Genomic DNA, 21,996 nt, shown 5'->3' on the forward strand with positions numbered 1-21,996 from the left:
TCCTTTCACCTAATCCTTAAAATTAGATGTCACTAAAGGTGTATGTCTGAAGGGGGGGAAATATGAATGGGGAATACAGAAAAAACCGGTACAAGGAAGGCCTTATACCGGTTTTGATAGCTTACGCCCGACTGATATCAGCAAATACTTTTTCAGCCGCCTGGATTGTTTTTTCAATGTCTTCATCGGAATGCGCAGTCGACAGGAAAAGTCCCTCAAACTGTGATGGCGGGAGGAACACACCTTCGTTTGCCATTCCTTTATAATACTTGGCGAACAGCTTCAAATCAGATGATTTGGCTGCCTCATAGTTAACAACAGGATCGTTAGTAAAGAAGAAACCGATCATCGAACCGGCGCGGTTAAACGTATGCGGAATTCCGTAAGTTTCAGCCGCTTTTGAAATGCCTTCTTCCAGTCTGTCGCCTTTTTTGATAAATGCTTTATAGGAGTCAGGAGTGAGCTGCTTTAACGTTTCAAGCCCCGCGGTCATAGCGAGCGGGTTGCCTGATAACGTGCCGGCCTGATAAATCGGACCGCTTGGTGCAATCCGCTCCATGATTTCCGCTTTTCCGCCATATGCGCCGACTGGAAGGCCGCCGCCGATGACCTTGCCTAAACATGTCAAATCAGGCGTCACGCCAAAATAGCCTTGCGCACACTGGTAGTCCACTCTAAATCCAGTCATGACTTCATCAAAGATCAACAGCGAGCCGTGCTGTTCAGTGATATCACGCAACCCTTGAAGGAAGCCTTCACGCGGAGGAACAACCCCCATATTTCCGGCTACCGGTTCAACGATGACACCGGCGATATCTTCACCGTACTCTTGAAAAGCAAGTTTAACACTTTCCATATCATTGTACGGCACAGTAATTGTATTTTTTGCCACGCCTTCCGGAACCCCCGGGCTGTCAGGCAGACCGAGCGTCGCTACACCGGAACCCGCTTTAATAAGCAGAGAATCGCCGTGCCCGTGGTAGCATCCTTCAAATTTGAGAATTTTATTTCTTCCCGTATAACCCCTTGCCAAACGAAGTGCACTCATAGTCGCTTCGGTTCCCGAGCTGACCATCCGAACAATTTCCAATGAAGGCACACGGTCTATGACCAGCTTCGCAAGCTCATTTTCCACCTCTGTCGAAGCGCCGAAGCTCGTCCCGTATTCAGCCACTTTTTTAAGGCTTTCCACAACCTGATCGTTTGTGTGCCCAAGAATTAAAGGACCCCAAGACAGGACATAATCAATATATTCGTTTCCATCAATGTCAAAAATTTTTGATCCTTTTCCACGCTCCATAAAGATAGGGTCCATGTCCACAGATTTAAAGGCGCGCACAGGGCTGTTCACCCCGCCCGGCATTAGTTTTAGAGCTTCCTTAAAAGCGGCTTTTGATTTTTCATAGCTTCTCATCTGCCTCAACTCCCGTCAAATGAAATAATTACTCCGCAAGCCATTTGGCTGCGTCTTTTGCATGGTACGTCATAATAAGGTCCGCGCCTGCACGCTTCATGCTTGTTAAAATTTCTAACACCATTTCTTTTTCTTTGATCCAGCCGTTTTGTGCCGCAGCCTTCACCATCGAATACTCCCCGCTTACATTATAAGCCACAAGCGGCAGGTTATATTGATTTTTCACGTCACGCATGATGTCTAAATAAGACATAGACGGCTTGACGATTAAAAAGTCTGCGCCTTCGGCAACGTCTGATTCCGCTTCACGAAGCGCTTCCAGACGGTTGGCAGGATCCATTTGATACGTTTTACGGTCGCCGAATTGCGGTGTGCTGTCAGCCGCATCACGGAACGGGCCGTAAAATTCACTTGAATATTTTACAGCATAAGACATGATCGGAATATTGACGAATCCTTCTTGATCGAGCGCTTCTCTGATAACTGCGACAAAGCCGTCCATCATGTTTGATGGCGCAATAATGTCCGCACCCGCTTTAGCTTGGCTTACCGCGGTTTGCGCTAACAGCTCAAGCGATTCATCATTCAGAATTTCCCCCTCTTTGACAAGGCCGCAATGCCCGTGGTCCGTATACTCACATAAACAAGTATCAGCGATGACGACAAGCTCAGGAAAATGCTTTTTGATTTCGGCAATGGCTTTTTGCACAATTCCGTGATCATGGAAAGCCTGAGTGCCGCAGCTGTCTTTTTCTTCCGGGATTCCGAATACGATGACAGACTTAATGCCGAGATTGACAAGCTCAGCCATTTCGTCCTTCAGTATATCTAATGATACATGATAAACGTCCGGCATTGAAGGGACGGCTTTTTTTCCCTCAAGCCCTTCCACGACAAAAATCGGATAAATAAAATCCGACGGGTGCAAACGTGTTTCCTTTACTAATTCTCTCATACTTGCGTTTGCGCGCAAACGGCGGTGTCTGTTAAACGTTTGATTCATCTTAATCCTTCCTTTCTTGACATGCTGCACATCAATGTCAGCATTCCTTCTACCGTGAATGTCTCGGGGATATGAGACGAAATGCCGTACTGCATCAGTGCCTCCTGTGTTAAAGGGCCTATGCTGATATAATTCGTCCTGTCATTCTCCCAGACTCTTTCTTCATTTCCCAGCGCGTGCATAAATGTATGCACAGAGGATGAGCTTGTAAATGTAATATAATCAAATGAAGAACGGCCAGCAGCTTGTCTCAGCTCAGCTATGCCTTGTTCATCGGGAATGGTATTGTACAACACCCATTCTCTGACCTGAAAGCCAAGAGGCTCCAGCTCTGTTTTTATCACACCCCGTGATAAATTGCCTTTTATGACCGTGACCCGATCACTTATTAATGCATGCTGCTTTAATGTATCAGCCAAGCACTCCGCAATATATGTATCCGGCATTACATCCACCGTTACATGACGGGTTTGCAAGTACCTAGCCGTCTTCTCGCCGACAGCAGCAATCTTTTTCTGCGCCGGATGAGGCAGTCCGTTTTCCTTCAGGTAGGAAAAAAAGAATTGAGCGCCATTTACACTGGTAAAGACAAGCCATCCCGGTTCAGAAAGATCCTTTTGAAGCTTGTTTGCATTTTCATTGGGTAAAGCTTTCTGAAATGTAATAAGCGAAGCTGAAACAACCGATCCGCCGAGCGCTTCCACTTTCTGTTGAAACGAAGCCGCCTGCGCTTTGTTGCGGGTGACAAGCACGGTCTTTCCTTCTAAAGGAAGATCATCACTCCGCATCCTGATCAAGCTCCTGTTTGACACGATCGATTAATGCTTTGGCTCCTTTATCCGACATAAGCGCTGCACAGCGTTTGCCGATTTCTTCAGGATCGTTTCCAGCCACCTTCTCTTTGAAAATCGTTTTTCCGTCAGGTGAAGCCACAAGCCCTGTTAACTGAACTTCATCTTGATCATTTATTGTCGCATAACCGGCGATCGGAACCTGACAGCCGCCTTCCATTGCATTCAGAAAGGCTCTTTCGGCTAATACAGTGCGTTTTGTATATTCGTCGGTAAATTGAGAGAACAGCCGCAGCAGCCCCTCATCCGATTCTCTGCACTCAATCGCAAGCGCTCCTTGGCCGACAGCAGGGAGACAGCGCTCCGGCTCGAGAAATTCCGTGACGACATCATCCTTCCAGCCCATTCTGGACAGACCGGCGGCAGCTAAAATGATCGCATCGTAATCTTCTGTTTCCAGCTTATGAAGCCTCGTATCTATGTTGCCTCTAATCCACTTAATTGTAAGATCCGGACGCTCGACTAACAGCTGAGCGCTTCTTCTCAGACTGCTTGTGCCGATCACTCCGCCTTCCTTAATGTCAGAAAGTTTTTGATGACGTTTTGATATCAGCGCATCACGCGGGTCCTCCCGTTTCGGGATACACCCGATAGTAAGACCTTCCGGCAGTGAAGCCGGCATGTCCTTCATGCTGTGGACCGCCATATCAATGTCTTCGTTCAAAAGCGCCTGCTCGATTTCTTTCACAAACAGCCCTTTGCCGCCCACTTTTGACAATGTGACATCAAGGATACGATCACCTTTCGTCACAATTTCTTTAATTTCAAATGTATAGGAGGCATCTATTTCCTCCAGTTTTTTAATCACCCATTTTGTTTGGGTCATCGCGAGTTTGCTCCGTCTGGAACCTACCTTAATCGTTCTCATTTATCTTTCCTCCCGAATCTGTTTGGGAACCGTTATTTTAGCTGAACCAATGGAATTGCGACAGGCTTCCGAGCAGAAAGTAATTAATCATCAGCACGAGAAAACAAGCAGTATTCCACAGCGCTGCTACTTTTCCCTGAAGCTCTTTAATCAATCTGATATATAAGTAGTAGCTGTATAAAAGCAGCACGATAAACGAGCCCATCACCTTGGCGTCAAACCAATACAGCGTTTCAATCGAGACATACGCCCAAATTACGCCGAGAATCAAGCTCAGCAAAAGCATCGGAACCCCGATGACATTCAGAACATATGCCATATAATCGAGCTTTGATAAATCCTCAATCCTCAGCAGCCATTTTCCCCACTTTTTCTTTTTCAACAAATTGTATTGAAATAGGTAAAGCACTGAAAACACAAAGGAAAGCGAAAAGGCCCCGTATGAGAGGATCGCCATTGTAATATGGATAACCAAAAGCTCCGAGACAAGCTGTCCGGAAAAAGCCGCAGAATGCTGATCCGTCGGTGAAAACGTATGAATGGCTATCATAGAAAACCCGATAACGTTAGTAAAAAACACAATAAAGTCCACACGCAAAAGCTTTGTCAGCACAAGAGACAAGGTGACAAGCACCCACGCATAAAAATAAAGGGCTTCTGTCACATTTAAGACGGGGAACCTTCCTGTCACCCACATAAAGTAAGTAAGATAGACAGTTTGAAGAGTCCAGACAATAGAAAGCAACCAGAAGGCCATTTTCCCAGCCTTCCGGTTGTGTTGAAGAAAGTCTATAAAATAAAAGAGTACGCTAAGTGCATAAATGACAATGGTGCCCTCATTAAGTCTTGCCATTGCTGTATCAATCATCGAGCCTTCACTCACTTACAAGTGGGGCAAAGCCCGCTTTTGATTCAGCCTGTTTAAACGTATGGACCGGTTGACGGCCATCCGCGCTTTTCTCCGTTTGCCGCCCTGATGCTTCTTCAATATCAAAAATTTGCATGAACAAAGCAAGCTTTTCCTCTGAATCAGCCTCAGCCGCAAGCTCTTTCGCTTTCAAAATCGGATCACGGAGCATTTGATTAATAATGCTTTTTGTATGTTTATTCAGCAATTTCTTCTCTCTCGTGCTCAAATGGGGCAGCTTTCGTTCAATGCTGTTCATTGTCTCTGATTGAATGGAAAGCGCCTTTTCTCGCAACGCCGAAATGACCGGAACCACACCGAGTGTATTCAGCCATTGTTTAAACTCAACAATCTCCGCTTCAATAAACAGTTCAACCTTTTCAGCTGTTTCACGGCGCTCCTTCAAGTTGGCTTCGACGATTCCTTCAAGGTCGTCAATGTCATAAAGGAAAACGCCCTCGACATCGCTTAAAGCAGGATCAAGGTCTCTCGGCACAGCGATATCCACCATAAATAACGGACGCCCTTTTCGAAGTTTATTCGCCCGCTCCATCATTTCTTTTGACACGACAAAATCATTCGCCCCAGTAGAACTGATTAAAATATCGGCTTTTGATAGCGCGCTTTCAAGCTGGTTCAAGCTTTGCGCTTCTCCGGAAAAACGGTCTGCAAGTTCTTTTGCTTTCATATATGTTCGGTTAATGACAGTCACCTTGCCGATTCCCTGCCCGTGAAGATTTTCAGCGGCCAGCTCGCCCATTTTTCCCGCACCGAGAATTAAAATGTGCTTCCCGGAAAGAGAGCCGAAGATTTTCTTTGCAAGTTCAACGGCAGCATAACTGACTGAAACCGCGTTTGAGCCGATGTCTGTTTCAGCATGAGTCCGTTTGCCCACCGTTACAGCCTGTTTAAACAGCGCATTGAAAACGGTGCCAATCGTTTTCTCTTCTTGGGCCGCCTTAAAACTCGCACGAACTTGACCGAGAATCTGTGTTTCGCCGATGATCATAGAATCAAGTCCGCAGGCCACCCGGAATAAATGCTCTACAGCCGCATCGCTTTCATAAAAGGTTAAAAACGGCGATAGATCTTCTTTGCTTAGCCCAAACCACTCGGCTAAAAATCTTTTTATATAATAACGGCCGGTATGAAGCTGGTCCACGACCGCATAAATTTCAGTGCGGTTGCAGGTCGACACAATGATATTTTCTAGAATGCTCTTTTCTTCTTTTAATTGAAGCATCGCTTCTGCCAGCTCATCCGGCTGAAAACTTACTTTTTCACGTATTTCAATTGGGGCTGATTTATAATCTACTCCCACAACAAGAATATGCATAGCCTTTTATTGCACCCCCAACACCCAACTTTTATTTATAATCATTCTAACATAGAATTCATTATTTATAATGATTATAACATAGTTTCTTTTAGAAAATGTGAACAGATTTCAAAAATGTTATGCTATATTATAAAAAGCTTCACGAAGGAAGCAGGTTCCTATTGAAAATACCAAAAACAGCAGAGATTTACCAAAAATCCGCTCAACAAACAAGAAGGTGATCCAATGAAAAAATCAATTTTATTTCCTTGTCTGCTGCTGGCCTCGTCATTATACGCATGGCTTCAAAGCGGTCAATTAGAATTATTTTCAGGCCAGGATCAATGGCCCGTTCTTCTTATGCTATTAGGCGCCGCGTTTATTTATCAAGGTAAAAAAGAAGCGGCAGCCTCTCATTTCTTTATTGGCATGGTTCTTTTCGGAATCGGTTTGCACTTTTTCGCGAAACCGTCATTAGACTGGTGGCCGGACGATTTTGAAATGATCATATTCGTTATCGGCTTCTCTCTGCTTGCGTCAACCATTCAAAAAAAAGAATATGTATATGAAGCCGTTTCGATGATTTGTTTTTCCCTGTTTCTGTACTTTTTTAAACAGATTACAGCTTGGCTTGATTCTGCGCACATCCCGACGGCGCTTTTTAAAGAGTACTGGCCGTTTGTGTTTATTGCGATCAGTTTATTGTTATTATTGATAAAAAGAAAAAAAACTATACGATAAATAAAAAACCGGCAGAGAAAGTCTCTACCGGTTTATCATTTTTTTAATGGCTCCCCACGCTTCATCTTTCCCCTTTTTCGTTTCAGAGGAAAACAGAATCAGCTCGTCTTCCGGCTCGATATTAAGCGTTTGTCTGACCACTTTTGCGTGTTTATCCCATTTCCCTTTCGGAATCTTGTCCGCTTTCGTAGCGATAATAATCACAGGAATGCCATAATGCTTTAAGAAATCATACATTGACACGTCATCTGCTGACGGGGCGTGCCTCAAATCCACGATCTGCACCACGGCTTTCAATTCCTCACGTGTGGTGATATAGGTTTCAATCATCCTGCCCCACGCTTCACGCTCTGTTTTTGAGACTTTGGCAAAGCCATAACCAGGTACATCCACGAAATGAAGGTCATCGTTTATGATATAAAAATTCAAAGTTTGTGTTTTTCCCGGTTTTGATGATGTTCTGGCAAGATTTTTACGATTGATTAATGAATTGATAAAAGATGACTTTCCTACGTTTGATCTTCCGGCCAGCGCAATTTCCGGCAGGCCCCCCTCAGGGTACTGTTCCGGTTTTACTGCGCTGATCACGATATCTGACTTTGTTACTTTCATGTTTTCTCTCCCACTAAAGCATACTCCAAAACTTCGTCTAGATGTGACGCTAACACAAAGGTTAACCCTTCTCTGACGCTTTCGGGTATGTCTTCTATATCTTTTTCGTTGTCCTTCGGCGCAATGATTGTGGTTAGACCCGCACGATGTGCGCCGAGCGCTTTTTCTTTCAGTCCGCCGATCGGCAGCACACGGCCTCTCAGCGTAATTTCTCCTGTCATTCCGACTTCCCGGGATACCGGGCGCCCTGTTAAAGCGGAAACAAGCGCTGTGGCCATTGTTATTCCCGCTGACGGCCCGTCTTTAGGGACTGCTCCTTCCGGAACATGGATGTGAATATCATATTTTTCATGAAAATCAGGTTTGATTCCGAGCTCTTCAGCTTTTGAACGGACATAACTGAATGCCGCCTGTGCCGATTCTCTCATCACATCCCCAAGCTTTCCGGTCAAAATGAGCTTGCCTTTCCCAGGTGATAACGATACTTCAATGGACAGCGTGTCTCCTCCGACCGTCGTGTAGGCCAATCCCGTGACGACCCCCACCTGATCTTCCGTTTCCGCTTGGCCGTATCTGAAAATCCGTTTGCCGATAAAATCCTGAAGATTTTTTTCAGTCACCGTAATCCGCTTTCTTTCCTTTGCTACAATTGATTTGGCAGCTTTACGGCAAATTGCGGCAAGCTGGCGTTCAAGGCTTCTGACCCCTGCTTCTCTCGTATAGTAACGGATGATATCAAGAATCGCCTGATCGCGTATTTGCAAGTTTCCTTTTTTCAGCCCGTGCTCTTTAAGCTGTTTCGGCAGTAAATGATCTTTTACAATTTCAAGCTTCTCTATTTCAGTGTAACCTGATATATTGATGATTTCCATTCTGTCTCTGAGAGGGCCAGGAATCGTTGCCAGATTATTAGCCGTTGCGATAAAAAGGACTTTCGATAAATCAAAGTTTTCTTCGATGTAGTGATCACTGAATGTGCTGTTTTGTTCCGGGTCCAGCACTTCAAGCATAGCAGACGAAGGGTCGCCTCTGAAATCCGAAGACATCTTATCAATTTCATCTAACAAGAAAACCGGATTCAGCTTGCCGGCTTTTTTCATTCCCTGAATAATACGCCCCGGCATCGCACCAACATAGGTTCGTCTGTGTCCGCGGATTTCTGATTCATCACGAACACCGCCAAGCGAGATTCTCACAAAGCTGCGGCCCATGCTTTTTGCAATGGACTTTGCCAGAGATGTTTTCCCGACTCCCGGAGGTCCCGCCAGACAAAGAATCGGACCTTTTAATGATTTTGTCAGCTGCTGAACGGCTAAGTATTCCAAAATCCGTTCTTTTACTTTCTCAAGTCCGTGATGCTCTTCATCTAAAAGATCACCGGCTGCTTTTATGTCAAGCTTATCTTCTGTCGCATCCGTCCAAGGGAGCGCAATAAGCCAGTCGATATAATTGCGGATCACAGAGCTTTCCGCGGAACTGGACGGGACTTTTTCGTAACGGCTTAATTCTTTCAGCGCCGTTTCTTTGACATGGTCCGGCATGCCCGCTTGTTCAATTTTTTCTGTCAAGCTTTGGACCTCGCCCGTTTTCCCTTCTTTATCGCCAAGCTCTTTTTGAATCGCCTTCATCTGTTCGCGCAAATAATATTCCTTTTGCGTACGCTCCATCGACCGTTTGACACGCTGGCCGATTTTCTTCTCAATTTCAAGCACTTCTTTTTCATTATTGATCAAATCAATTACTTTGTTCAGCCTGTCTTTTACAGCAGCCGTTTCTAAAATATCCTGTTTGTCCTTTAATTTCAGCGGAAGATGCGAAGCGACGATGTCCGCCATTCTGCCGGGCTCTTCAATATCAGTAACAGCGGCATAGGTTTCAGCCGATATTTTTTTAGAAATTTTTATGTACTGGTCAAAATGATCCAACAAGGTACGCATCAAGGCTTCGTCTTCTACGTCTTTCGAATCATCTTCGTGAATAAGCTGAATATCAACTGTTGTATACTCTTCCAGTTCCGTGTATTCAGTGATTTGCGCGCGTTGTATCCCCTCAACCAGAACTCGGATTGTTCCGTTCGGAAGTTTCAGCATCTGTTTGATTTTTGTATAGGTGCCGACAGTAAAAATTTCATTTTCACCCGGTTCGTCTATAGAAATATCCTGCTGAGTGGCTAAAAATATCATATGATCATGCATCATTGCCTGTTCAAGAGCCTGAACCGACTTATCACGGCCCACATCTAAATGCAAAACCATCGTCGGGTACACCAATAAGCCTCTTAAAGGGAGGAGCGGGATGCTGCGTTTTAATTCTTCTGCCATGTGACTGACACCTCCGTGACTTTAGTATGAACCATTATAATACAACTTTTTCATCCTTGTACAATTCCAGGATTTCATAGTTCCGAAATTGACAACATGTATCCATCCGGTTCGATTTTCTAAAAAGCAGTCTCCTCGTAGTATACCCTTTCTTTCTAATCTGAAAAAGGAAAAGATGACCTTCATGAAAAAAACCCTATTATTATAATAGGGTTAAACGGATTCTTTATTGATTTCGATGGGAAATGGTTTTTGCTCAGAAGGCGGATCAATCAACGCCGCATCCAGCACCTCTTGGAACGTTTTGACCGTTATAATAGTGATGCCATCAATTTGTTTGAGAATCGACTGCTTATTGTCATAAGGAATAATGACCTTCTGTGCACCGGAGTGTTTCGCCGCTTTAATTTTAGGAATTACACCGCCGATTGGCTTTACAAGCCCGTTCAAGCTGATTTCTCCTGTCATCGCAACCTTATTGTCAATCGGAATCTTATGGATCGCAGAAAAAATCCCCGCTGCCATCGCTATACCCGCGGAAGGTCCGTCAATCGGAATGCCGCCGGGGAAATTGATATGAATATCATAATCCGTCGGTTTGATTCCCATTGTGCGGAGAACGGTTAACACGTTTTCCACTGAGCCTTTCGCCATGCTTTTCCGGCGAATTGATTTTGACTGGCTGCCGATGCTTTCTTCTTCCGCAATCCCGGTGATGTTAATTGACCCCTTATCCTGAGCTGCCGTTACATTCACTTCAATTTCGAGCAATGAGCCGCTGTTAGGTCCGTAAACAGCAAGTCCGTTTACGATCCCGACTTGCGGAGCGGAACCGATTTTCTGTTCGTGTTTAGGAGTAAGCTGACTGGAATGGACGACCCATTCAACATCTTCAATGGTAATGTCTTTCCGTTCTTCAGTGACTGCCATACCGGCAGCGATTTGAATCATATTGACAACTTCCCGCCCGTTTCGTGTATAGCTCGTTAATAAATCAAGCCCCTTGTCAGAAATGTCTTTTTGAATCTTATCTGCCGCGGTTTTCGCAACTGCTTTCAGCTCGTCTTTCTCAAGTTCCCGGAAAAATACTTCTAAACAGCGGGAACGAATCGCCGGCGGAATCTCGTTCGGCATTCTCGTTGTCGCCCCAATAAGGCGAAAATCAGCGGGAAGCCCGTTTTGAAAAATATCATGGATGTGATTGGGGATTTGCGTATTCTCTTCACTGTAATAAGCGCTGTCCAAGAACACTTTGCGATCCTCAAGCACCTTGAGCATTTTATTCATTTGAATAGGATGCAGCTCGCCGATTTCATCAATAAACAGCACCCCTCCGTGGGCATGCGTCACAGCCCCCTGCTTCGGCTGCGGAATTCCGGCCTGCCCCATTGCACCCGCTCCTTGATAAATCGGATCATGCACTGAGCCGATGAGCGGATCTGCAATTCCCCTTTCGTCAAAACGGGCTGTCGTCGCATCCAATTCTACAAAAACAGCTTGTTCATTAAAGGGTGATTGTTTATGTTTTTTTGCTTCTTCCAGCACAAGACGGGCCGCAGCTGTTTTGCCGACACCCGGAGGCCCGTAGACGATAACGTGCTGCGGATTAGGCCCGCACAATGCGGCTTTTAAAGCTTTAATCCCATCTTCCTGTCCGACAATATCCTGAAAGCTTTTAGGCCGAACTTTTTCTGATAAAGGCTCCGATAAGCGGATAGAGCGCATTTTACGCAGCTGCTCCATCTCCTTTTTCGATTCTTTATCTATTGTAACCTTCTGTGTCCTTTGGTTTTTCAGCAAATTCCAAAAATATAATCCGATGACAATCCCAAAAAACAGCTGTATAAATAATGCGATCCCTGTCCAACTCATGATGGTCCCTCCTGAAAAAACGATTTATGTATCAATTTATTCCTCTGCCTGCTAGTATCTCCCAGACAAGAGCTGAATAAACGTTTTTGAGAAGAGTTTACACGAGAAAAAAGCCTCCTGAATGTCACCACTCAGGAGGCTTTTTAGACGCATTATGCAGATGTTTTATCTTCATTAATAACTGTGCCGTCTTTTAACACAAGACGCGGCGCTTCACCGTCTGCCACTGTTGCTCCGGTAATGACACATTTTTCGATATCATCACGGGAAGGCAGATCAAACATTACATCAAGCATGATGCCTTCAATAATAGAACGAAGTCCGCGCGCGCCTGTTTTGCGCTCGATCGCTTTTTTGGCAATTTCAGCTAAAGCGTCTTCTTCAAACTCAAGCTCAACGTCATCAAGCTCAAGCATTTTCTTATATTGTTTGACAAGAGCGTTTTTCGGTTTAGTTAAAATTTCAACCAACGCTGTTTCATCAAGCTGTTCAAGGCTTGCAATGACTGGAAGACGACCGATAAATTCAGGAATTAACCCGAAACGAAGCAAATCTTCAGGAAGTACTTTTGAGAGAAGCTCTTCTTTTTCCAGATCTGCAACTTTGTTATCCGATCCGAATCCGATCACTTTTTGGCCTAAACGGCGTTTAATGATCTGTTCGATCCCGTCAAAGGCACCGCCGCAAATAAACAGAATGTTTGTTGTGTCGATTTGGATAAACTCCTGATGCGGGTGCTTACGTCCGCCTTGAGGCGGCACGCTTGCTACTGTGCCTTCAAGGATTTTCAGCAATGCCTGCTGCACACCTTCACCGGACACATCGCGTGTAATAGACGGATTCTCAGATTTTCTTGCAACTTTATCAATTTCGTCAATATAGATAATGCCTTTTTCCGCTTTTTCGACATCATAATCGGCTGCTTGGATGAGCTTTAATAGGATGTTTTCAACATCTTCACCGACATATCCGGCTTCCGTTAATGATGTAGCGTCAGCAATGGCAAACGGTACATTTAATATACGGGCCAGAGTTTGGGCAAGAAGGGTTTTACCGCTTCCCGTCGGTCCGATCATTGAAATGTTACTTTTTGACAGCTCGACATCGTCCACTTTGCTGTTAGAGTTGATACGCTTGTAGTGGTTATAAACCGCAACAGCCAGTGATTTTTTCGCTTGTTCCTGTCCGATAACATATTCGTTGAGAATTTCACGAATTTCCTGCGGCTTCGGAACGTCCTTAAATTCCACTTCTTCTTCTGTTCCGAGTTCCTCTTCTACAATCTCCGTACAGAGCTCGATACATTCGTCGCATATATAAACACCAGGTCCGGCAACCAGCTTACGAACCTGGTCCTGTGTTTTTCCGCAGAACGAGCATTTTAATTGTCCTTTTTCCTCGTTGAATTTAAACATTCTTTCACCCCTTAATCTTGTCTCACTTTTTTCTTTTACCGGCAGAGCAAAAGAAAATGATTCTTGAAACGATCGAGTATGTATTGCATTTTACCATACTTTCCAAAAAGACGGTAACGATGTGTTTCTTACTTGCACATTCTATATGTATGACAAAAAACAGCCCGGCATTAACTATCTTGCCCCAAGAAAAAGAGATATATCATAATTGTACAAAACAAGGCACGAATTATTCGCGCCCTGTTTTGTTATAACTATTATTATGCACCATCTTAGCGGTTTTCTACAAGAAAATCAATTGCTTTGCGAACTTTTAAATCTTCTTTCATTGCGTCAGTTGAACCGATCGCTTGTTTGATGTTTTCAACAGGCATGTTGTATGCTTCAGCCATTTTAGTAAGCTCAGCATCTACTTCCTCATCTGTTACTTCAAGATTTTCCGCTTGAGCGATTGCTTCAAGAGTCAGGTTAGATTTTACGCGTTTTGCAGCATCTTCTTTCATTTGCTCTTTTAACGCGTTTTCGTCTTGTCCTGAGAATTGAGTGTAAAGCTCAAGGTTCATACCTTGCATTTGCAGACGCTGTTCGAATTCTTTCATCATGCGGTCAAGCTCAGTGTCAATCATAGCCTGAGGCACGTCAGCTTCAGCATTTTCAGAAGCTTTCAGAACAAGCTCTTCACGCAATTTAGCGTCAGCTTCGTTTTCTTTCGCTTCTTCTAAACGTTTCTTTGTTTTTTCAGTCAATTCAGCAAGAGTTTCAACTTCTTCGTCTACGTCTTTTGCGAATTCGTCATCAAGCTCAGGAAGTTCTTTTGCTTTGATTTCATGGATTTTCACTTTGAAAACAGCAGGCTTTCCGGCAAGGTCTTCAGCATGGTACTCTTCAGGGAATGTCACTTCAACATCCTTTTCAGCGCCAGCTTCAAGGCCTGTAAGCTGCTCTTCGAAGCCAGGAATGAATGAGCCTGAACCAACTTCAAGTGAGTAGTTCTCAGCTTTTCCGCCTTCGAATGCTTCTCCGTCTACGAATCCTTCGAAATCAAGAACAACTGTGTTTCCTTCTTCTACAGTGCCTTCTTCTTTTACGACAAGCTCAGCTTGACGCTCTTGAAGTGCTTTCAATTCGTTTTGGACGTCTTCGTCAGTTACAGCCGTTTCGTCTTTTTCAACGTTTAGGCCTTTGTAATCGCCAAGCTTCACTTCAGGTTTAACAGTCACTTTAGCAGTGAAGATCAAGCTTTCGCCTTTTTCGATTTTTTCAACGTCGATTTCCGGACGGTCTACAGGCTCGATACCCGCTTCTTCAATTGCTTTCGGGTATTCTACAGGAAGTAAAATATCCAAAGCATCTTGGTAAAGAGCTTCAACGCCAAAGCGCTGTTCGAATAATCCGCGAGGAATTTTTCCTTTACGGAAGCCTGGAATTGATACTTGCTTCACTACTTTTTTAAATGCATCATCAAGAGCTGTTTTAAACGTTTCAGCATCAACTTCAACCGTTAAAACGCCTTCGTTTCCTTCTTGTTTTTCCCATTTTACAGACATGTGTTTCCCTCCAAAAATCTATTCAGGTTGTGTCGGTTTTCCATTCTAAAGCAATGTAACGGCTTCGTCCAACAAAAACAAAGCTGCTAAAGATCAGAATCATTATGTACAATGAAAGCCTGTCCAACCATATTTCCTATTCTTTAACCCGTTATACACAAATACAACCATTATATTATAACATAACACATAACGCTTTCAACTATATGGCGCGATTTACAAATAAGAAATTTCTTCAATATCTTTGATCATCGTACACGCTTCTTCAAGTTCTCTGTCGGTGAACTCATACATCATGTGCAGTTCTTCTCTGTCAATTTCAATTCCGTGCAGCTCATAACCGACTTTATGCAGAGCAGCCGCCCACAAGTCGGCACTAAGCAATTTGGGCTGAAACGGATATAAAACGTACAGATGCCTTCTCCACAGCTCCTCAACGGCAGCGTACAGGGTCGGATTCTCATTTCCGAGCGTCTCATCAAGCAAGCGGAGCACACGGTGTAAAATAGGCGCGGCTTCAGGCTGTACAGCTTCGCTTGGAAGAGTCGTCATGGATTCGCCAAACTTGTTGATATGGACCGGTTTGTTATAGTCATGCTCCGCCATTAAATGGAGAATCATTGTTTTGATGACCGGATGCGCGGCGGGGTCCTGAAGGATTGTTTTTAACAGTCCTGTATGGCTGGCCAGATTGCGGTCTTTTAATGAATGGATCAAATTCATTTGTTCCTCAGGGCTTGATAACAGTTTCTCTGTGTCCAGGCCGTCCTCGTCTTCTTCAGCCCAGGCTTCGTCCTGACGCTCCGGATCAGTCATTTTCCGGCTGAAATCAAGCAGCTTATAAAATTGTTCTGCGCTTTCCGCCGGAAACTGATTTTCTTCCAGAACGGCTTCAATCGTGCTTTTCACTTCTTCATATTGCTTTAGCTGAATCAAAATGGTCATGTAGACCTGTAAAACGGTAAAATAATGGCCGTATCCTTCTTTCAGCATTTTTTCACACACGTTTTTTGCATCTTCCAGTTCGCCAAGCTCTAAAAAACAGATAGCCATCCCTAAATGAAGATCGGATTCTGTATCTTCATAGTGCATGGCTTCTGAAAACAGCTGAAGGGCTTCCTGATACTTTTTTTCCTTCAAAGCAGCCATTCCCTTATCCACAAGCCGGTCTTTCAGATTAGGAAAAGGAATAATCTTTGCGTTTTTCTTGTCATGCGTCATACCTATATTCCTTTCAGGCACTTATTTTTTTCAAGTGTAACAACACACGTTCATAAACACAAGAAAGGAAAGGCTTGTCATTGATAAAAAAAAGCTGCCGACCAAATGTCGGGCAGCTTTTTTTCAGGCTTGAAGCCAAGAACTTCTTTTCGTTTCAAATTGATTGATTTCATCTTCAAGCAAAAGCGTTAATGAAATTTCATCATGTCCGTTTACAAGCATCTCTTTCCAATGCGGATCAACATCAAAGGAAATCTGGTTCCCCTCGCTGTCATGAATCAGCTGATTTTCAAGATCAACAGTCATTGTCAAAGACTGATTTTCATACTGACCGGCGAGTTCCTTCCAGTTTTCATATGGCATACGAATCGGCAACATACCGTTTTTAAAGCAGTTTTGATGAAAAATGTCGGCAAATGACGGTGCGATGATAATCTTAAAGCCGTAATCATCAAGCGCCCATGGAGCATGTTCGCGTGATGATCCGCAGCCGAAGTTTTCTCCGGCTATTAAAATGGATGCTCCCTGGTAAGCCGGCTGGTTTAATTCAAAATCCGGATTCGGCTCTCCGTCAGCTGAGTATCTCCAGTCGAAAAATGCAAATCGGCCGTAACCCGTTCTTTCAATTCTTTTCAAAAACTGTTTCGGAATAATCTGGTCCGTGTCCACGTTAATTCGGTTTAATACGGCCGTTTTTCCTGTATGGGTTTTTAAAGGTTCCATCTCGCGCACTCCTTACACAACTGTTTTTTCCTGATAATACTTCCTTACATCAACGAAGCGGCCGTGAATAGCGGCCATAGCAGCCATTGCCGGGCTGACGAGATGAGTTTTGGCGCCTTTCCCCTGTCTTCCTTCGAAGTTGCGGTTGGATGTCGACGCACAGCGTTCTCCCTCAGGGACAACATCATTATTCATGCTTAAACACATGCTGCATCCTGACTCTCTCCACTCAAACCCGGCTTCCAGGAAAATATGATGAAGCCCTTCTTTCTCAGCCTCCAGCTTTACGCTTTGGGAGCCGGGAACAACGATTGCTCTGACTTTATCAGATACCTTTTGGCCCTTGATCATTTCGGCGGCTTGACGAAGATCCGTCATGCGAGAATTCGTGCATGATCCGATAAACACATGCTCCACCATAATGTCTTCTATTTTTTGATGAGGCGTAACACCCATGTATTCATATGCGCGGATTGCTTCCTTCTTATCGTCTTCCGCCGCAAAGCTTTCAGGCGCCGGAATTTCTGAATCCACAGGAAGAACCATTCCAGGATTGATTCCCCATGTCACCATCGGAGAAATCTCGTTTCCATTCAGGACGATTGATTTATCGTACACAGCACCAGGGTCTGTTCTTAACGCTTTCCATTCATCCACCGCTTTATCAAACTCTTCGCCTTTAGGCGTGTACTTGCGGTTTTTGCAATACTCAAATGTAATCTCATCGGGCGCAATCATGCCTGCTCTGGCGCCTGCTTCGATCGACATGTTGCAAACAGTCATCCGCTCATCCATCGACATGTTTCTGAATACTTCCCCAGTGTATTCAATGACATATCCCGTGCCGAATTTCACGCCGTATTTACCGATGACGGCAAGAATGACATCCTTCGCCGTTACCCCTTTTTGAAGCGTTCCGTCTACGCGGACTTCAAGCGTTTTCGGTCGCTGCTGCCAAAGTGTCTGTGTGGAAAGAACATGTTCAACCTCACTCGTGCCGATACCAAAAGCAAGTGCACCGAATGCTCCGTGAGTTGATGTATGGCTGTCGCCGCACACAATGGTTTTACCCGGCAGCGTCAATCCGAGCTCAGGTCCGACCACATGGACAATTCCTTGATCCACGCTGTGAAGATCGGCAAGGCGGACGCCAAAATCTTCACAATTCCGTTCCAGCGCAGTCACCTGACGCTTCGCAACTTCATCCTTAATCTCAAAGCGATTCACGGTAGGAATATTATGATCCATTGTCGCAAACGTATTTTGAGGCCTTCTGACCTTTCTTCCTTTTTGTCTCAAGCCTTCAAAGGCCTGAGGAGATGTCACCTCATGAATAAGGTGCAAATCAATATAGAGAAGATCCGGTTTTCCCTCACCATTTTTTACTACATGCCGATCCCAAATCTTTTCGATGATCGTTCGAGGCATCATCTTTATTTCCTCCCTCTACCTATGAACTAAGACCGCTTATTTTTCAAGCTGTCACACTATAGAAATTGTATTTTCCCCGGCTAACGCAGCCTTAACTTCCTCAGTAATCGTCTGAGTGTTGCTATACTCTTGATTTTTCGTTAAATCTCTTGTTCTTTTACCAGCGGCGAGTACTTTGTTTACCGCATTTTCTACCGCTTTTGCTTCGTCTTCCAGACCGAAAGATGTTCTCAAAAGCATTGCCGCTGACAAAATGGCCGCAAAAGGATTTGCCATTCCCTTACCTGCGATATCAGGAGCAGAGCCATGGACAGGTTCAAATAAATGAAGACCGGAGCTTGATAAGCTGGCTGATGGGAGCATTCCGAGAGAACCCGTCAGCATGGAAGCTTCGTCACTTAAAATGTCTCCGAACATATTTTCCGTCACGACCACATCAAATTGGCTCGGCGCGTAGATCAGCTGCATCGCCGCATTATCGACGAGCATATGCTCAAGCTTCACATCTGGAAATTCTTTAGCGACATCTTCAGCCACTTCACGCCATAAACGGCTGGATTCAAGAACATTCGCTTTATCGACAGACGTTACTTTGCCTTTTCTCCCTTGAGCCATTTTAAAGCCTTCTCTGATCACACGTTCAATCTCTTCCCGCTTATAAAAGAGAGTGTCTACAGCCTCTTGTTCTCCTTCGCTGTTTACGTATCGTTTGCTCGGCTGACCGAAATATAAACCGCCTGTCAGCTCTCGCACAATAACGAAATCAACGTTATCAATGTATTCCTGTTTTAAAGGAGACGCGTCAGCAAGGCTATCAAACACTTTCACAGGACGCAGGTTCGCAAAAAGATCAAGCTGTTTTCTGATGCCGAGCAAGCCTTTCTCAGGTCTAAGCTCTGAAGGGTTTTGATCCCATTTTGGGCCGCCGACAGCGCCCAGCAAAATCGCGTCCGCATTTTTACAAACGGTGACCGTTTCTTCTGGCAGAGGATTGTTATGTTCATCGATCGCGGCTCCTCCAATCAGGCCGTATTCGAATACAAACTCATGGCTGAACCTTTCGGCAACACTTTTCAATACGTCTACCGCTGATTCAAGTACTTCTGGGCCGATCCCGTCTCCGGGTAAAAGAGCAATTCTTTTCTTCAAGTTAACCGTTCTCCTTTCTGCTACGATCCGACAGCTGTATAGTTCTTTAATCCGCTCATATTAGATTGAAAGACCAATTGGCGATTAACTGCGTTTAAATAGGCTTTTGCGGAAGCTTCCAGCACATCCTGTGCGATGCCCCGCCCAGCTGATTCTTTACCATTAACAAGCACTCTCACATAAACTTGCGCAAATGCGTCTTCGCCTTTTCTATTAGACTGAATCCGATAATCAAGCAGTTCTATATCTTTATCCATACAGCGCTCAAGTGTGTTATAGATGGCTTCTACGCTTCCGGCTCCCGTAGCAGCTTCCTGTATCAGTTCGTCAGTTTCTTGATTTTTTAATGACACAGTCGCAGTCGGCACTTGTGATGTTCCATAATGAACTTGAAGAGAAAGAAAGTCATAGCCAATCTTGCGGTCTGTTACTTTTTCTTCTAAAATAAGAGAGACAAGATCCTCATCTGTGATTTCCTTTTTCTTCTCTGTCAGGTCTTTAAACATCGTAAAGAATTTATTAATTTCCTCATGATCAAACTGGAACCCTAAAGTGACAAGTCTGTCTTTAAACGCATGGCGTCCGGAATGCTTTCCTAACACTAAAGCGTCAACCGTGACACCGACCAGCTCAGGTGAGATAATTTCATAAGTGGATTTTTCTTTCAAGAAGCCGTCCTGGTGAATGCCTGATTCGTGGGCGAATGCATTGTCTCCAACAACTGCTTTGTTGCGCGGAACCGCCATTCCGGTCAACTTGCTCACCAAATCACTTGTACGCTTTACTTCATTTAAAGTAATAGATGACTCAGCGTTGTAGTAATCTTTTCTGATGTGGAGGGCAACTGCGACTTCTTCAAGCGCTGCATTTCCGGCTCTTTCACCGATTCCGTTAATGGCACATTCAATTTGATCAGCACCGTTTTCAATTGCGGCGAGCGAATTCGCAACCGCCATTCCCAAATCATCGTGGCAGTGAGCGGAAAGCTTCACTTTATCAATGTTCGGAACGTTTTCTTTCATATATTTAAAGATTTTTCCGTACTCTGCAGGAGCTAAATAACCGACAGTATCAGGAAGGTTAATGACACTCGCCCCGGCATCTATCACTTTTTCAACAATCTCCGCTAAAAATGGAAGCTCAGTCCGGCACGCGTCCTCTGCGGACCATTGGACAACCGGGAAGCGTTCCTTCGCATATTTCACCATCGCAACCGCTTTTTCAACGACCTCATCACGGGTCATTTTCAGTTTGTGCTTCAAATGGATGTCAGATGTGGCGATAAACACGTGTATCCTTGGAAAAGCTCCGTCTTTTAATGCGTCCCAAGCCGCGTCGATGTCCCCTTTAACAGCGCGGGCAAGCCCGGTGACTGAACATTGCTTAACAGTTCTTGCAATTTCCTGAACAGCTAAGAAATCCCCTCGGGATGAAGCGGGAAACCCCGCTTCGATTACATCTGCCCCGAGTCTTTCAAGCTGCTTTGCAATGGCTAACTTCTCTTGAGCGTTTAAGTTCACGCCGGGAGACTGTTCACCGTCACGAAGCGTCGTGTCAAAGAAATTAATTTTGCGCAACGGAGACCACCGCTTCCTTCTTCTTACCTTGTTTGACAAACGGCATCATTTCACGAAGCTTTCTGCCGACGATTTCAATTTGATGCTCGTTTTCACTTGTATTAATTGCGTTGAAGCGAGGGCGGTTCACTTGATTTTCTACGATCCATTCTTTTGCGAATGTTCCGTTTTGGATATCTTTTAAGACTTCTTTCATAGATTCTTTTACACTTTCGTCTACAACGCGAGGTCCTGATACGAAGTCTCCCCACTGCGCAGTGTCAGAGATAGAATATCTCATTCCAGCCAAGCCTTCTTCATACATAAGGTCTACGATTAATTTCAACTCATGAAGACATTCGAAGTATGCAAGTTCAGGCTGATAACCAGCTTCTGTCAACGTTTCAAAACCTGCTTTCACAAGTGCTGATAATCCTCCGCAAAGGACTGCCTGCTCACCGAAAAGATCTGTTTCTGTTTCTTCTTTAAACGTTGTTTCCAACACGCCCGCTCTTGCTCCGCCGATTCCTTTTGCATAAGCTAGCGCAGTATCTTTCGCTTCGCCTGTAACGTCTTGATAGATAGCGAACAATGCAGGTACGCCGGCGCCTTGCTCATATGTTCTTCTTACAAGATGCCCCGGTCCTTTTGGAGCTACAAGGAATACGTCTACATCTTCCGGAGGAACGATCTGGTGGAAATGAACGTTGAACCCGTGGGCGAATACCAATGATTTCCCTGCTGTTAATTCATCTTTGATTTCAGCTTCATATACTTTTTGCTGCTGCTCATCCGGAAGAAGAACCATGATGATATCTGCTTGCGCCGCTGCTTCTTTTACCGAGAATACCTTATGGCCGTCTTCTTGAGCCTGAGTAAAGGACTTACCTTGTCTTACGCCGACTACAACGTCAATTCCGCTTTCTTTTAAGTTCAAAGCATGCGCGTGTCCTTGCGAACCGTAACCGATAATCGCTACTTTTTTGCCATTCAATACGTTTTCTTTGATATCACCGTTATAATATACTTTTACCATTTCAATCTCTC

The 21,996-nt window shown here is 44.6% G+C and carries 18 protein-coding genes; 1 reads left to right on the forward strand and 17 read right to left on the reverse strand.

From position 1 onward, the window contains the following. Nucleotides 1-121: 121 nt before the first annotated feature. Genes hemL through hemA form a run of 6 tightly spaced genes read right to left on the reverse strand, consistent with a single transcriptional unit; the run spans nucleotide 122 to nucleotide 6,379 of the window. Nucleotides 122-1,414 carry a glutamate-1-semialdehyde 2,1-aminomutase gene (gene hemL, locus AAHT65_RS21075; RefSeq protein ID WP_088117685.1) on the reverse strand — a complete coding sequence of 431 codons (1,293 nt, stop codon included), beginning with the start codon at nucleotides 1,412-1,414 and terminating at the stop codon, nucleotides 122-124. 28 nt (nucleotides 1,415-1,442) lie between these two features. Beyond that, the gene (gene hemB / locus AAHT65_RS21080) at nucleotides 1,443-2,417 is read right to left on the reverse strand and encodes a porphobilinogen synthase (protein ID WP_003325221.1); all 975 of its coding nucleotides are present in this window, start codon (nucleotides 2,415-2,417) and stop codon (nucleotides 1,443-1,445) included. Further along, entirely contained in the window at nucleotides 2,414-3,205 is a 792-nt protein-coding gene (locus tag AAHT65_RS21085) for a uroporphyrinogen-III synthase (protein WP_343310774.1), read from the reverse strand. The genes hemB and AAHT65_RS21085 overlap by 4 nt, the downstream gene beginning before the upstream one ends. After that, entirely contained in the window at nucleotides 3,195-4,136 is a 942-nt protein-coding gene (gene hemC, locus AAHT65_RS21090) for a hydroxymethylbilane synthase (RefSeq protein WP_343310775.1), read from the reverse strand. The genes AAHT65_RS21085 and hemC overlap by 11 nt, the downstream gene beginning before the upstream one ends. Before the next feature lie 37 nt (nucleotides 4,137-4,173). Continuing rightward, entirely contained in the window at nucleotides 4,174-5,004 is an 831-nt protein-coding gene (locus tag AAHT65_RS21095; RefSeq protein WP_003325218.1) for a cytochrome c biogenesis protein, read from the reverse strand. Nucleotides 5,005-5,011: 7 nt separating this feature from the next. Beyond that, nucleotides 5,012-6,379: a glutamyl-tRNA reductase gene (gene hemA, locus AAHT65_RS21100; protein WP_343310776.1), complete on the reverse strand. Its 1,368-nt coding sequence runs from the start codon at nucleotides 6,377-6,379 to the stop codon at nucleotides 5,012-5,014. A gap of 228 nt (nucleotides 6,380-6,607) precedes the next feature. Here hemA and AAHT65_RS21105 point away from each other — a divergent pair, with 228 nt between their 5' ends. Beyond that, nucleotides 6,608-7,102, forward strand: a complete 495-nt coding sequence (locus AAHT65_RS21105; RefSeq protein WP_088117689.1) for a hypothetical protein — start codon at nucleotides 6,608-6,610, stop codon at nucleotides 7,100-7,102. 24 nt (nucleotides 7,103-7,126) lie between these two features. On the opposite strand, the gene yihA is transcribed toward AAHT65_RS21105, so the two are convergent. The 11 genes from yihA to ilvC all read right to left on the reverse strand — a co-directional run bounded on the left by yihA (nucleotide 7,127) and on the right by ilvC (nucleotide 21,985). Further along, on the reverse strand, nucleotides 7,127-7,714 hold the full coding sequence (yihA, locus tag AAHT65_RS21110) for a ribosome biogenesis GTP-binding protein YihA/YsxC (protein ID WP_003325215.1): 588 nt from the start codon (nucleotides 7,712-7,714) through the stop codon (nucleotides 7,127-7,129). Next, nucleotides 7,711-10,035, reverse strand: a complete 2,325-nt coding sequence (gene lon, locus AAHT65_RS21115) for an endopeptidase La (protein WP_010789393.1) — start codon at nucleotides 10,033-10,035, stop codon at nucleotides 7,711-7,713. The genes yihA and lon overlap by 4 nt, the downstream gene beginning before the upstream one ends. A 213-nt stretch (nucleotides 10,036-10,248) precedes the next feature. After that, nucleotides 10,249-11,907: an ATP-dependent protease LonB gene (gene lonB / locus AAHT65_RS21120; RefSeq protein WP_088117691.1), complete on the reverse strand. Its 1,659-nt coding sequence runs from the start codon at nucleotides 11,905-11,907 to the stop codon at nucleotides 10,249-10,251. A 152-nt stretch (nucleotides 11,908-12,059) separates the two neighbouring features. Then, nucleotides 12,060-13,322, reverse strand: coding sequence for an ATP-dependent protease ATP-binding subunit ClpX (gene clpX, locus AAHT65_RS21125; RefSeq protein ID WP_003325212.1), 1,263 nt, complete (start codon nucleotides 13,320-13,322; stop codon nucleotides 12,060-12,062). A gap of 272 nt (nucleotides 13,323-13,594) precedes the next feature. Then, the gene (gene tig, locus AAHT65_RS21130) at nucleotides 13,595-14,869 is read right to left on the reverse strand and encodes a trigger factor (RefSeq protein ID WP_003325210.1); all 1,275 of its coding nucleotides are present in this window, start codon (nucleotides 14,867-14,869) and stop codon (nucleotides 13,595-13,597) included. 216 nt (nucleotides 14,870-15,085) lie between these two features. After that, a complete protein-coding gene (gene ddcA, locus AAHT65_RS21135; RefSeq protein ID WP_343310777.1) occupies nucleotides 15,086-16,090 on the reverse strand; it encodes a DNA damage checkpoint antagonist DdcA in 1,005 nt (334 codons plus the stop codon). A 123-nt stretch (nucleotides 16,091-16,213) separates the two neighbouring features. Further along, nucleotides 16,214-16,813, reverse strand: coding sequence for a 3-isopropylmalate dehydratase small subunit (gene leuD, locus AAHT65_RS21140; RefSeq protein WP_010789397.1), 600 nt, complete (start codon nucleotides 16,811-16,813; stop codon nucleotides 16,214-16,216). Between the two features lie 12 nt (nucleotides 16,814-16,825). Beyond that, nucleotides 16,826-18,244 (reverse strand): 3-isopropylmalate dehydratase large subunit, encoded by a 1,419-nt coding sequence (gene leuC, locus AAHT65_RS21145; protein WP_343310778.1) that lies wholly within the window; start codon nucleotides 18,242-18,244, stop codon nucleotides 16,826-16,828. Nucleotides 18,245-18,295: 51 nt separating this feature from the next. Beyond that, nucleotides 18,296-19,393, reverse strand: coding sequence for a 3-isopropylmalate dehydrogenase (gene leuB, locus AAHT65_RS21150; RefSeq protein WP_151290363.1), 1,098 nt, complete (start codon nucleotides 19,391-19,393; stop codon nucleotides 18,296-18,298). Between the two features lie 20 nt (nucleotides 19,394-19,413). Then, nucleotides 19,414-20,970, reverse strand: coding sequence for a 2-isopropylmalate synthase (locus AAHT65_RS21155; protein ID WP_268507708.1), 1,557 nt, complete (start codon nucleotides 20,968-20,970; stop codon nucleotides 19,414-19,416). After that, nucleotides 20,957-21,985, reverse strand: a complete 1,029-nt coding sequence (gene ilvC / locus AAHT65_RS21160) for a ketol-acid reductoisomerase (RefSeq protein ID WP_343310780.1) — start codon at nucleotides 21,983-21,985, stop codon at nucleotides 20,957-20,959. The genes AAHT65_RS21155 and ilvC overlap by 14 nt, the downstream gene beginning before the upstream one ends. Between the last annotated feature and the right edge of the window lie 11 nt (nucleotides 21,986-21,996).

The sequence above is a fragment of the Bacillus atrophaeus genome (assembly GCF_039519175.1).
Classification (GTDB): Bacteria; Bacillota; Bacilli; order Bacillales; family Bacillaceae; genus Bacillus; species Bacillus atrophaeus.